The organism is Streptomyces sp. NPDC020845 (assembly GCF_044334165.1).
Lineage (GTDB): Bacteria > Actinomycetota > Actinomycetes > Streptomycetales > Streptomycetaceae > Streptomyces.
Genome location: NZ_JBIRSJ010000004.1, coordinates 32,844 through 45,698 on the forward strand (window position 1 = coordinate 32,844; position 12,855 = coordinate 45,698).

Sequence of the window (12,855 nt, forward strand, 5' to 3'; positions counted from 1 at the left end):
GTTCATTCCCCCAGGTCGAGAGTGAGTTTGGTGACGGCGAACGCCTCGGCGTAGCGCGCGTGGCATTCGATGCCGCGGATCCGCGCAAGACCGAGGAAGGCCTCCCGGTCGTACCAGGGCCGGTGCCGCTGCGAGGGGTAGTGCTCCTGCAGCAGCCGCACCTTCCGCTCGGCGATCTCCGGCGGCAGCGGCTGGTACGCCGCCGGACGGCCGAGATCGCCGTCCCACTTGACGATCTCGTAGCCGAGCACGAGGTGGTCGCGGAACGCGGTGGATACCAGCTTTGCCAGGCCGCGGTGATCCTGGTGCGCGTCATCGGTGCGCGGGGCGAGCACGAGATCCGGCTCGGTCCGCACGCGCAGCTCCTCGACCGCGGCCTTGGCCTCCTCCCAGTGCGCGGGCAGCCGGCCGTCCGGCAGCTTGTGCACGGTCAGCCGCAGGTCGGCACCCGGGCAGAAGGCGGCGAGCGCGGCTCGCTCCTCCTGCTCCCGCTCGCTGCCACCGCCGGAGAGCACCAGCGCGTCGACGCGGATACCCGGCCGTGCGAGGCACAGCGTCAGCAGTGTGCCGCCGGCGCCGATGGCGATGTCGTCGCAGTGCGCGCCCACCGCGACGATCCGGTCCAGGCGCCCGGCGCCGAGCCGGATCACGCTCTCGCTCCGGCGATGTCCCGCTCCCACACGGCCCACGGGCGGTCGCCCCGGGCGTAGGCGGCGTCGAGTGCCGCCCGCTCCTTCACGGTGTCGGTCGGCTTCCAGAAGCCGCGGTGCTGGTGCGCCACCAGTCGGCCGCGCTTGGCCAGTTGGGCGCATCCGTCAGCGACCAGGTCCCCGTTCTCCGGGATGTGGTCGAAGACCTCCTGGCGGAGTACGAAGTAGCCGCCGTTCTCCCACAGCGGCAGTTCGCTCACCGGGGTGATGCCCCCCACCAGGCCGTCCTCGCCCAGGTCCACGCAGTGGAACGAGGACTGCGGCGGCACCACCATCATCGACGCACCGGCGTCGCGCCGGGCGAACCGGTCGATCATCTCAGGCAGCGGGGCGTCGGTGAGCACGTCGGCGTAGTTGGCGAGGAACATCTCGTCGCCGTCCAGGTGGTGCCGAACCCGGCGCAGCCGCTCCCCGATCGGTGACTCGGTCCCGGTCTGCACGAACGTGATCGTCCAGTCGGCTATGTCGGTGGACAGCAGCTCGGTCCGCCCGCCCCGCAGCACGAAGTCGTTGGACGTCGTCTCCTCGTAGTTGAGGAAGAAGTTCTTGATGTGGTGGGCCCCGTAGCCGAGGCACAGGATGAACTCCGTGTGCCCGAAGTGCGCGTAGTAGCGCATGACGTGCCAGATCAGCGGTCGCGGCCCGACCATCGCCATCGGCTTGGGCACGTCGTCTGCGGCACCGCTCCGCATACGCATCCCGTAACCGCCGCAGAACAGAACGACCTTCATGACTTGACCTCGACAATGCTCAGTTCCGGGATGGGAAAGACCAGCCGACCGCCCCAGTCGTGCACGAAGGACAGCTGCTCGACCAGCTCGGCCCGCAGGTTCCACGGGAGGACGAGGACGTAGTCGGGTCTGTCGGCGGCTATCTGCTCGGGCGGCAGGATCGGGATGCGGGTGCCCGGGGTGAACCTGCCGTGCTTGTAGGGGTTGCGGTCGACCGTGTACGGGAGCAGGTCGGGCCGGATGCCGCAGTGGTTGAGCAGGGTGTTGCCCTTGCCCGGGGCGCCGTAGCCGACCACCGTCTCACCGCGCTCGGCCGCCTCGATGAGGAACCGCAGCAGGTCCCGGCGCACCTTGGCCACCCGAGCGGAGAACTCGGCGTACCCGGACAGCTCCCGCAGCCCGGCGGCCTTCTCCCGGGCCAGCACGTCGGCCACCCTTCCCCAAGCTCTCGGCTCCGCTCGAGCGGGGGAGACCCCATCGGTCGGCTCGCCGGCCACCTCGGCCGGCCGGGCCCACAGCCGGATGGAGCCGCCGTGCGTGGGCAGCAACTCGACGTCCACGAGAGCGAGTCCGCCGCTCGCGAGGGCCCGGATCGCGGACGCGACCGTGTAGTACTGGAAGTGCTCGTGGTAGATCGTGTCGTACTGGTTCTCCTCGATCAGGGTCAGCAGGTGCTGCACCTCGATGGAGACCCAGCCGTCGTCGGCGACCAGGGCGCGCAGCCCCCGGGTGAACCCGACCACGTCGGGGATGTGCGCATACACGTTGTTGGCCACGACCAGGTCCGCCGGGCCGTGTTCGGCGCGGACGGCCGAGCCGGTGTCCGGGGACAGGAACTCCGTGAGCGTGGGCACCCCCGCGTCCCGCGCCGTGGTGCCGACGTTCACCGACGGCTCGATGCCCAGACAGCGGATCCCGCGGTCCACCACGTGCCTCAGCAGGTACCCGTCGTTGCTCGCGACCTCGACCACGAATGCGTCGGGGCCGAGAGCCAGCCGCTGTACGGCGTCGGCGACGAACGTACGCGCATGCTCCACCCAGGAGGTCGAGAAGGAGGAGAAGTACGCGTACTCCTTGAACGTCTCCTCCGGCGTGATCAGCGGCGGGATCTGCGCGAGCCAGCAGTCGGTGCAGACCCGCAGGTGCAGCGGGTACGCGGGCTCCGGTTGGTCCAGTTGGTCCGCGGCGAGGAAGCTCTCACACGGTGGCGTCGCCCCGAGGTCGACGACGCTCGCCATCGCTTCCGAGCCGCAGAGTCGGCATCGTGTCATCTATTGCCCCCCATTGATTCCGTCCGACCCGCGATCGCGGTGCGGTACCCCTCCACCAGGCGCTCCAGCCCGACGGCCGGGCTGAAGTCCTGCTCGTAACGGCGCCGGGCCGCCTGGCCCATCTCCCGGTTGCGCGCCGGCTCGGCCGTGATCCGGCGCAGGCAGGACGCGAGCGAGGCGGGCTCGCCCGGCCGGTGCAGCAGCCCGGTCACCCCGTCCTCGACGAGTTCGACGAAGGCGCCGTGACCGGCGGCGACGGCCGGGACCCCCGCCGCCATCGCCTCCACGACCACCAGGCCGAACGCCTCCAGCCACGTCGAGGGAGCCACTACGGCGACCGATCGCGCGATGGCCTGCCGGCACTCCGCCGTGTCGTACAGGCCGACGTACCGCACGTCGTCCCGGCCCGCCGCCCAGGCGGTCACCTCTCGCTCCAGCGGCCCCGCGCCGGCGACCACGAGCGGCACACCCACACCACCGCTCGTGGCGATCTCGTCCCACGCGGCCATGAGCAGCCGTACGCCCTTGGCCTCCGCGAGCCGGCCGAGATACAGCAGATGCTCGCCGGCGCCCGCTCGGCGGGCGCCCGGTTCGGGCACGAAGTTGTGCTTCACCGCCAGCCGCTCGGGTGGCATGCCGGCCCGCACCAGGACGTCGCGCTGCGCCGCGGAGATGCAGAAGAACCGTTCCACGCCGGACCACCATCGCCGCCGGTTGACCGACAGGCTGACCGCGAGCGGCACCGTCGCCAGCCGGGAGCCCCGGTAGCAGCCGTGCCGGACGGCGGGCAGCGGCGCGGACCCGACGCACTCGGCGCACGGCCGGCCGTCCCGCTGCAGCGTGCCGGGCGGGCAGACCTGGGTGTAGTTGTGCAGCGTGGCGACGGCGGGCACGCCGGCGTCGGCGCAGGCGGCCAGCACCGCTGGCGACAGGAGCGGGAAGACGTTGTGGACGTGCACCACGTCCGGCCGCTCGGTGCGCAGCAGGCCGGCGAGCTCCGCGCGGACCGCCGGGTTCCACGGCACCAGCAGTGGCACCGCTGCCTTGCCCAGCAGGGAACGGGCGGCGATCTCGTCGCTGCGCCGCTCGAACACCTCGACCCGGTGGCCGGCCGCGCGCAGCAGCTCCACCTCCTGGTCGACGACCTTGTTCTCCCCGCTCGGCTGCGCCGAGGCGTAGCGGTTGTGCACTACGAGGACGTGAATGCCGTGCATGCTCAAGGAACCTCCGATCTCCGGGCCCATCGCGGGATGCGTCGTCGAGGAACTTCGGGCGTCGGGACGGGCGTGGCCGCGGCAGGTGCCGCCAGCAGCGAGGCGGCCACGGCCAGATGCAGCAGATACGGCGAGGCGTCGCCCAGCCCGGCCTCGGTGTACGACGCGATCGCGCAGTAGCTGATCAGGAAGATCGCGCAGGCCCTCTGCAGCGACGGTGGCCGCAGCAACGCGACGCCACCCAGCACGATGATGATCGCCGCCACGAGGGCGACGCCGATCAGACCCTGCTCGTTGTAGACGGCCAGCCAGCTGTTGTCGATCGGCAGCCCGCCGAACGACTTGTCGCCCAGGCCCACGCCGAACACCTGCTCCGCGGTCGTCCGGGGCGCTGCCAGCAGGGCGTCCCAGACCTTGGCCCGACCGGTGAGGCTGGAGAAGTTCTCCTTGCTCTGTCCGCGCAGGAACCACGCCTGCAGCGCGGAGCCGAGCGCCACCGCGGCCACCGCGGCGCACAGCACCGCCCGGGTGAAGAACCGGCGGGCGGCGGCGCTGGTCAGGACGAGCGAGCCGATCGCCAACGCCAGCCCGATGAACAGGCCGAGCGTGGCCGTCCGGGTATGCGTCAACGCGAGCAGGACGAGTGACGGCACGATGACCACCGCCGCGCCGGCCCTGTCGGTCCGGCGGCCCAGTACGAGCAGCACGGTGAGCCCGATGATCACCGCGGCGTACTGTCCGATCTGCGGCGGCGTGAGCGGCCACAACGCGCCGACCAGCCGCCCGCCGTAGAGGTCGGGCATGGCCGCGCCCGGCGAGATGACCAGGCCGGCGGCCACCGACCCGAGCACCGCGAAGTACATCCGGATGTGGTGCCGTACGAACATCAGGCCGCCGTCCCACCAGCGGCTGAGCAGCCACAGCGTGCCGACGAAGAGCGCCAGCCGGGCGCACCGGAACAGCGCGCCGAACCCGGACTCCAGGTGCGCACTGGAGATCACGCTCGGCACCAGCAGCAGGGTGAGCAGGAACAAGAAGGCGCTGGCTCGGATGCGCAGCCGGAGATTGAGTGCGAGCGCCAGCGCGAACGCGGTGACCAGCGCGCCCATGGTGACCAACTGGATGAGGGAGCGGGGCAGCGGGATGATGGTCTTCGCCCCGGCGGAGCCGAGCGTGTTGAGGATCAGCAGCCCCCAGACCGTCCCGACGATCCTCGATGAGTGGGACGTGTGGTCGGTGCTCATCTCAACCACCGTCCCGTGCGCGGAAGGTGCTGCCCGCGTCCTGCTGGTACGGCGTGCTCTGCCACTGCCAGGAGTCGAGTATCCGGCTCGGGTCGTGGGCGACGAATTTCCATGGTCCGAGGTAGACGTTGTCGTGCCAGCGGTTGTGCTGCTTGCGGGTGATCGCCTCGGCGACCCGCTCGCCCTGGTACGGCGACCAGTCCGGATAGGTGCCGTAGTTGGCCAGCACCGCCATCCGGTCGCACCTCACCGTGCAGTCGACGACGGATTCGTCCAGCACGAAGCGGTTGCCGTGGATGTCCACCCGCTGGGTCTTCCACCGGCAGTCGGCGTAGAGCGGTGCGGTGGCGATCGCCGGCTGTGCGCAGCGGTCGGTCTTCTTCACCAGCAACGTGCAGTCACCGGACGAGGTGTTGGCCGGGCTGTTGCAGAACCGGTCGGCGTTTTCCCACAGGGTGATCCCGGACCAGTTGTTCTCCAGCACGTTCCGGTAGATCTCGATCTTGTCCGTACGGGCTCGGATCCGTGGTTCGCCGCCGGACTCGGACAGGTAGATGGTCGGATACGGGAAGTTGTCGCCTCGGTCGGCGTACCTGCGGCCCTCGACCCAGTTGTTCCGCCGGATCGTGTTCTTCCGGATGACCGCGTTGTAGCTGGTCTCGTAGATCAGCGCGGCACCGTCGTTGGCCTCGAGCACGTTGTTCTCGATGCGGAAGTCGTTGTTGTTGGTGTCCGCCCACAACCCGGCTCCGCGGTTGTCGTGCACCCAGTTGCCTCGTACGTCGGCGCCGTTGACGGCCCAGAACTTGACACCTCCGGTGCAGCCGCAGCCCGGCCGCCGCCGCTCCCAGTCGTCCCTGTTGTTGCCCACGATCTCGTTGCCCTCGACCACCAGACCGCTGATACGGCCGATGGCCTTGTACGCGTTCATGCCGTACTGACCGTTGCCGCGCAGGCAGCTGGCGCGGACCCGCTGGCGGGCACCGGCCATCAGCCCGGCGCCGGAGTTGTTCTGGATCGTCGCGTACTCGATCACCCACCCGTCGGCCGAGTCATGGTTGACCACGCCCTCGTTATGCGGCGCGACGAAATCCTGCACGGTCAGGTAGCGGATGGTGACGTTGCGGGCGGTGCCGCCGAACGCGTACTGGTTGGTCTTCCGGCCGTCGAGCACCGCGCCCGGCGCGCCGAGGTAGCTGTCCCCCTCCTTGGGGATGACCTGGGCGTAGCGGTCCGGGTCGAGCCTGTGTTTGCCCGGTCGAAGCCAGAACGTGGTGTTCGGGGGGCTGCTCTTGGTCTTAGCAGCCAGGTCACCGGCCACCGCGGGGTCGACCGTCACCGCGCCCGCCGGCGCCTTCGCCGGCCCGGCCGCGGGCTTGGCGCACACCCGGGCCACGGACGTGGACGGCGCAGCGGGCGGCCTTGGCCGAGCGCCCGGCGTGCTCTCACAGCCGGTCGCCACCAGCAGGGCCAGCGCCAGCGGTGCCGTCGGCAACGCCCAGTGCCGCCACTTGATCCCCAAGCGTCCTCCCTAGCCGCGGAACCTGAGTACGGTGATGAACTCCCCCAACAGCGCAGTGCCGTCGGCGAAGCCGGTGCCGATCAGCGTTGTGGTGGGTTCCTTGCGCCCGAAGCCGGCGGAGTACCAGCCCAGCGGCGGGTCACTCTCGCCGCGATGCGCGCGCCAGCACAGCTGCCCGGGCAGGTCGAGCGCCGCGGAGCGGTCCTCGCCGTCCCGGGTCCAGGTGAGCACTGCCCGGTTCCCCACCAGGTCCGCGGTGATCGCCGGGCCGAGGTGGAGCGCCAGGCGCACGGCCCGGCGCGGGCCGCGCACCTCGTCAACCACCCTCAGCTCCTTGGCCGCGGCCGTCAGCTCCACCCGGCGGCGGTGCACGGAGCGCTGGTAGCCGTCGTGCTCGGCGCACCAGCGGGCCGTCCCCTCATCGGGGGCGCCGGATGTGTCCGCGACCAGGACGCGGCTGCGGGCATGCCGGGTCCACAGGAACGGGCCGCCGGAGACGGACTGGTCACCGCCGTCCAGTTGCAGGGTGTTGTGGCCGAGGGTCGACCGGAAGTACTGCCGCCACTCGGGCTGCCCGTGGTAGCAGAACGTCCCCGGGTCGGCGAGCACATCGACCCCGTCGTGCCGGACCTCCACGGACAGCGCGTCCGCGTGAGCATGCGCGGCGATGGACAGGAACCCGTGCGGACCACCGTCGCAGCGGCACCAGATCTCCGCCGGACCGCGCAGGATGGTCATGCCTGCGTCGGCGAAATGGGCCGGCCGGCTTGGCGGGCGTGACACGGCCGGTGCGGTTCCATCTTTCGAGTACGGCCGGATGAGCGCGGCCAGCAGCGGGGTACGCACATCGGTGCCGGTCACCGTCGGCCACCAGGCGAGCCGGCCGAACACGGCGTCCCCGGTGGCCAGCAGCGAGGCCCAGCGGTCGGTGCCCGCGCCGTCCACGACCAGACCGTGCCCGTCGTCCGCGTCCCCCTGGCGCGGCGGCCGCAGCCGGTTGTCCACGATCGCCGCGAGCGCGTCGGTCATCCGCAGCAGCACCAGCCGGATCGACGCGGGGACCGGCACGCCCGCGGCATCCGCCTCGGCCACCGCGGCCAGACCGAGCTCCAGCACCAGTCCGTGATACTCGGTGGCCAGCTCGCGGTTGAGGCCGGAGTCGAAGGTGTTGCTCCGCAGCTGCCGCTCCAGCGACCGCAGCGCGTCGGCTCGCCAACGCGCCGAGGAGGGGAACCACCCGAACGCGCAGGCCGCGGCGGACTGCCCGGCGGTCTCGGCGATGACGTGGTTGTTCGCCGAGGACCCCCGGCTGGGGAAGGCGGCCAGCCAGCGCTGGTGGTGCCAGATCTGGTTCAGCGCCACCGGGTTGCCCTCGAACAGCCCGGCCGCGCCCGGCCAGCCGTCGAGCAGCCGGCGGATCCACACCCAGGACAGCAGCCGGATCCCCAGCTCGATGCCGCTGGTCCAGTGCACTCCGCGCAGCGGCGCGTTGCCCGCCCACCACGACCGCAGGTGCTCGGCCACGCGCTCGGCGTACCGCTCGTCCCCGGTGATCGCGTAGGCGGCGGCGAGCTGGGTGAGGTACTGATGCCGGGACAGCTCCCAGATCTGCTTGATGTCCCCGACCGCGTCCTCGTTCCGGTACGGCACGTCGAAGGCGTAGCCCCACGGAGCCCGGCGCCCGGTCTTCGGGTCGTACCACCAGTCCGGGTCGGCCAGGTCGTCGCGGACCACCCCGAAATACTCGGCGTGCCCGGCCATCAGCCGGTCCGCCTCGGCGATGAGGCGTTTCGCGGCATCCGGTGGCACCGCGGCGATCGTCCCCGCGGGCAGTACCGCGGTGAACCGGGCGCCGGTCACGCTCGGGCAGTCCGGCCGCGCCGACCGCCACCGCCGCCTGCGCAGCGCGTCGCCCACCCGGCCGCCGACCTCCCGCGGCCCCATCCGGGACAGCCGCCGCAGGTACCAGCCCGGACTCCCCGAGCTCACAGTCATCGCGCCCTCGCCAACGTCACCGGCGCGCCGCCGGCCAGGCCGGTCTGCACGGCGAGGGTGGCCGCCGTGGTGGCGACCAGCGACTCCAGCGGCACCGGCATCGGCCCGCCGGTGCGCACGGCCTTGATGAACGCGGCCAGTTCGGCGGACTGGCCCTTGTCCCGGGCCTTGGGCAGCCGCGAACTGACCCACCGCTTGCGGCCGGCCCCCCTGTCTGCAAACACCGAGGCACGGACGAAGTCGTCGAGCCGCAGCACCTTGCCGTCCGCGATCAGGTCCAGCGTCTCCTTGGGGAAACCGGCCGCGCCGGTGGTGACGTAGCTGATGGTGGCGGTGGACCCGTCCGGGTAGCGCAGCACAACCTGAATGTCACCGCTGCCCTCGTTGCCGGACGTGGCGACCGCGTACACCGAGACCGGGTCGGCCTCGAGCAGCCAGCTCGCCGTGTCGATGAAGTGCCCGCCCTCGCCGGCGAACCGCGAGCCCTCGGTCCCTTGTCGGAGGTACCAGCTGCCATGCTGCAGCCGGCCCGCGTTGACCAGGTAGCGCAGGCTCGCCGGGCCGGTCCGGGCGCCGAACCGCTTCCTGGCCTCCCGCAGCAGCGGCGCGAAGCGGCGGTTGAAGCCCACCTGCAGCCGGTCGTTGCCGGACTCCTCCACCGCCGCGAGCACTCCGGCCAGCTCGTCCTCGGTGAGGGCCAGGGGCTTCTCCACGAACACCGCCTTGCCGGCAAGCAGCGCCTTGCGGGTCAGTTCGGCGTGCGAGCTGTGCCGGGTGACCACGAACACCGCGTCGATGGACTTGTCGCCGAGCACGGCGTCGAGATCGGTGGTCGCCTCGGCGAAGCCGAACTTCCGCTGCGCGTTGGCCGCGGACAGCGCCGTCGTGGTGACGACCGTGGACAACTCGACGCCGTCGCGCCGTGCCAGGTGCGGCAGCAGCATCGACGTCGCGTAGTTTCCCGCGCCGACGAACGCCAGCCGCACCGGCGCCGCGGCGGACCCGGTCGGGGTGCACACTCCGCCGCTGGGTCTCCTCACCGCGGGCACGGCCACCGCCGGGGTCTCCGCTTCCGCGGCTCGGCTGGGGTGGCCGGGGTACCGGAACAGCACAGCCACGGCCTTCAGATCGCCGTCCTTCAGGCGCTGGTACGTCTCGACAGCGTCATCGAAGGCGGCGATGTGGGAGACCAAGGGCTCCACGTCGACGCGGCCGCGGGCGAGGAGATCGAGGAAGCAAGCCAGGTTGCGGCGCTCGGTCCAGCGCACATAGCCGATCGGGTAGTCCCGCCCATCGAGCTCGTACTCCGGGTCGTAGCGCCCGGGGCCGTAACTGCGGGAGAACCGGACGTCGAGCTCCTTCTCGTAGTACGCGTTCCACGGCAGGTCCAGGCTGCACTTGCCGATGTCGACGACCCGGCCGCGGTCCCGGCACAGCCGGGCGGCCAGCTCGACGGGCTGGTTGCTGCCGCCGCCGGCGGCCAGGTACACCTGGTCCACGCCGTGACCGCCGGTGAGTTCGGCGACGGCAGCTTCCACGGCCGCGGAGGCGGGATCGCCGCAGGCCGCGGCGGACAGGCGCTCGGCGAGTTCGCAGCGCACCGGGTCGGGGTCGACCCCGATGACGCGGACTCCCGAGGCGGCCAGCAGCTGCACCACCAGCTGCCCGATCAGCCCGAGGCCGATGACCAGTGCCGTGTCGCCGAGCTGCGGCTCGCCGCGGCGGACGCCCTGCATCGCGATCGACCCGACGGTGCCGAAGGCCGCGTGCCGCGGCGCGAGGCCGTCCGGCACCGGGGTGTACAGGTTCTTCGGCACCCAGTTCAGCTCGGCGTGCAGCGCGTGCTCGTTGCCCGCGCAGGCCACGAGGTCGCCGACCTTGACATCGTCGATCCCGGCGCCGACCTGCTCGACGACCCCGCACAGCGAGTAGCCGAGCGGCGTGTAGGAGTCCAGCTTGCCCATCACCTTGCGGTAGGTGGCGGGCACCCCGTTGGTGGCCACGCTCTGCATGACCTTGGCCACCTGGTCCGGCCGGGAGCGGGCCTTGCCCAGCATCGACATACCGGCCTCGGACACCTTCATGAGCTCGGTCCCGGTGGAGATCAGCGAGTAGGCGCTGCGGACCAGCACACCGCCCGGCTTGCACCCCGGCACCGGCACGTCGAGCACCGCCAGCTCGCCGCTCTTGTAGTTCTGCACAACCTGTTTCACCCGAACTCCTCTGAATTCCTAAGCCGTTAACCGAGTGCTCTGGCCGGACCCAGAGGTCGCGTCGCGGTACCAGTACTCGAGGGTCAGCACATGCCACAGATGCTTGGAGAAGTCCCGCTGCCCGGTGGCGTCCTCGGCGACCATGCGGGCCAGCGCGTCACGGCGCAGGAACCCGTCCCGTACGAGCACGCCGTCGTGCACCACCTCGCGCACCAGCGGTGCCAGATCCCGGCTCATCCAGGCCCGCAGCGGGGCGCTGAACAGGCCCTTGGGCCGGTAGACGATCTCCCGGGGCAGGATCGAGACGGCCGCCTCCTTGAGGACGGCCTTGCCCTGCCGTCCGACGATCTTGCGATCGCCTGGCACGGCGAACGCCGCCTTGACCACCTCGACGTCCACGTACGGCACCCGCACCTCGGTCGAGGCGGCCATGCTGGAGCGGTCCGTGTACGTGAGGTTCAGGCCCGGCAGGAACATCCGGGCGTCGCCCAGGCACATGCGGTTGACGAAGTCGTCGAGGTCGTTGTCCTGGTAGATGTCCGCGTGCTCGGTGAGCACGTCCTCGACCGTCCCGGCCAGGTCCGGATCGAGAAGGGCGAGCAGCTCGTCCTGGTCGTACATGGTGTAGCTGCGCCGGAACGCGGTCTCCTCCGGCAGCTCGGCGAAGGAGAGAAACCGCTTCGCGAAGCGCACCGACCGGTACCCCCGGCGGGCCGTGGCCACCGGCAGCCGGTCCACGGCCCTGAACACCCCGCGCCGCAGGGGCCGCGGGACGCGCTGGTAGCGCAGCGCGATCAGGTTGGCCAGGTGCTTGCGGTAACCGGCGAACAACTCGTCGGCACCCATCCCCGAGAGCATCACCTTGACCCCGGCCTCCCGGGCGGCCGAGCAGATCAGGAACGTGTTGATCGCGGCGGGGTCGCCGATCGGCTCGTCCAGGTGGTACGTCATCTGCGGCAGCAGATCGAGCACGTTCGGGGCGATCTCGATCTCATGCAGGTCGACGCCGAACCGCTCGGCCACCCGCCGGGCGTAGCGCAGGTCGTCCGGCATCGCCTCGAACCTGGCGTCCTCGGCGCGGAACCCGATCGTGTAAGCGGAGATCCCGGGTCGGTCGCGGGCCGCCAGCGCGGTCAGGTAGCTGGAGTCGAGACCGCCGGAGAGGAAGGTCGCCACGGGTACGTCGGAGAGCAGGTGGCGCCGCGTCGACTCCTCGACGATGGCGGCCAGGTCCGGCTGCTCGCCGTCCCGGGCCCGCTCCCGGGCCTCGGCGGCGACGTCCTTCAGATGCCAGTACCGGCCGCGCTCCACCCGGCCGTCGGGCCGTATCCGAAGCCAGCTCCCCGGCGGCAGCTTCTCCGCTTCGCGGAACGCGCACCGTGAGTCCGGCACCCAGTAGTACAGCAGCGAGGCCACCAGCGCCGCATGGTCCACCTGCAGCGACCCGCCGGTCACGGCGGCGAGTGCCTTGAGCTCGGAGGCGAACACCAGACCCTCGCCGCGCCGGAGCAGGAACAGCGGCTTGATGCCGAGCTGGTCGCGGGCGAGTACCAGCTCACCGGTTCGCTCGTCGAAGATCCCGAACGCGAACATGCCGCGCAGCCGGGGCAGACAGTCCGTGCCCCAGCGCCGCCAGGCCTCCAGCAGCACCTCGGTGTCGGAGGTACCGCGGAAGCGCACCCCGGCGGCTGCCAGCTCGGCACGCAGCTCGGGCGCGTTGTACAGCTCGCCGTTGTACGTCAGGACGAGGCCGCCCGAGACCATCGGCTGGGCGCCGGTCCCGGACAGGTCGATGATGGCCAGCCGGCGGTGCCCGAGGTGCACTTCGCCAACGCCGGCGGCGTGGCTGTACCGGCCCGCCCCGTCCGGACCGCGGTGGGCGAGGGTATCGGTGAGCCGGTCGGTCACGACCTTCCCGTCCGGCCATCGGTAAGTGCCTGCGATGCCACACATGT

The 12,855-nt window shown here is 71.3% G+C and carries 9 protein-coding genes; all 9 read right to left on the reverse strand.

From position 1 onward, the window contains the following. Positions 1–2: 2 nt before the first annotated feature. The 9 genes from ACH4U7_RS10320 to asnB are packed head-to-tail and all read right to left on the reverse strand — an operon-like array spanning position 3 to position 12,853. On the reverse strand, positions 3–650 hold the full coding sequence (locus ACH4U7_RS10320) for a PIG-L deacetylase family protein (RefSeq protein ID WP_398527539.1): 648 nt from the start codon (positions 648–650) through the stop codon (positions 3–5). Further along, positions 647–1,441, reverse strand: coding sequence for a glucose-1-phosphate cytidylyltransferase (locus ACH4U7_RS10325; RefSeq protein ID WP_385626178.1), 795 nt, complete (start codon positions 1,439–1,441; stop codon positions 647–649). Before ACH4U7_RS10325 ends, ACH4U7_RS10320 begins: the two co-directional genes overlap by 4 nt. Beyond that, entirely contained in the window at positions 1,438–2,712 is a 1,275-nt protein-coding gene (locus ACH4U7_RS10330; protein WP_398527540.1) for a class I SAM-dependent methyltransferase, read from the reverse strand. The genes ACH4U7_RS10325 and ACH4U7_RS10330 overlap by 4 nt, the downstream gene beginning before the upstream one ends. Then, positions 2,709–3,917 carry a glycosyltransferase gene (locus ACH4U7_RS10335; protein ID WP_398527979.1) on the reverse strand — a complete coding sequence of 403 codons (1,209 nt, stop codon included), beginning with the start codon at positions 3,915–3,917 and terminating at the stop codon, positions 2,709–2,711. Before ACH4U7_RS10335 ends, ACH4U7_RS10330 begins: the two co-directional genes overlap by 4 nt. Positions 3,918–3,928: 11 nt before the next feature. After that, the gene (locus ACH4U7_RS10340) at positions 3,929–5,170 is read right to left on the reverse strand and encodes an O-antigen ligase domain-containing protein (RefSeq protein ID WP_398527541.1); all 1,242 of its coding nucleotides are present in this window, start codon (positions 5,168–5,170) and stop codon (positions 3,929–3,931) included. Position 5,171: 1 nt separating this feature from the next. Beyond that, entirely contained in the window at positions 5,172–6,692 is a 1,521-nt protein-coding gene (locus tag ACH4U7_RS10345) for a right-handed parallel beta-helix repeat-containing protein (RefSeq protein ID WP_398527542.1), read from the reverse strand. Positions 6,693–6,701: 9 nt separating this feature from the next. After that, positions 6,702–8,687: an alginate lyase family protein gene (locus ACH4U7_RS10350; protein ID WP_398527543.1), complete on the reverse strand. Its 1,986-nt coding sequence runs from the start codon at positions 8,685–8,687 to the stop codon at positions 6,702–6,704. Continuing rightward, on the reverse strand, positions 8,684–10,900 hold the full coding sequence (locus ACH4U7_RS10355) for a bi-domain-containing oxidoreductase (protein WP_398527544.1): 2,217 nt from the start codon (positions 10,898–10,900) through the stop codon (positions 8,684–8,686). The genes ACH4U7_RS10350 and ACH4U7_RS10355 overlap by 4 nt, the downstream gene beginning before the upstream one ends. Before the next feature lie 18 nt (positions 10,901–10,918). Further along, complete coding sequence (asnB, locus tag ACH4U7_RS10360) at positions 10,919–12,853, reverse strand: asparagine synthase (glutamine-hydrolyzing) (RefSeq protein ID WP_398527545.1); 1,935 nt, start codon at positions 12,851–12,853, stop codon at positions 10,919–10,921. Positions 12,854–12,855: the final 2 nt, after the last annotated feature.

Excerpts from the sequence above, each read along its gene's own strand:
- ACH4U7_RS10330 (WP_398527540.1), bottom strand. The coding sequence starts at position 2,712 with ATGACACGATGCCGACTCTGCGGCTCGGAAGCGATGGCGAGCGTCGTC.
- ACH4U7_RS10340 (WP_398527541.1), bottom strand. The coding sequence starts at position 5,170 with ATGAGCACCGACCACACGTCCCACTCATCGAGGATCGTCGGGACGGTC.
- ACH4U7_RS10325 (WP_385626178.1), bottom strand. The coding sequence starts at position 1,441 with ATGAAGGTCGTTCTGTTCTGCGGCGGTTACGGGATGCGTATGCGGAGC.
- ACH4U7_RS10350 (WP_398527543.1), bottom strand. The coding sequence starts at position 8,687 with ATGACTGTGAGCTCGGGGAGTCCGGGCTGGTACCTGCGGCGGCTGTCC.
- asnB (WP_398527545.1), bottom strand. The coding sequence starts at position 12,853 with ATGTGTGGCATCGCAGGCACTTACCGATGGCCGGACGGGAAGGTCGTG.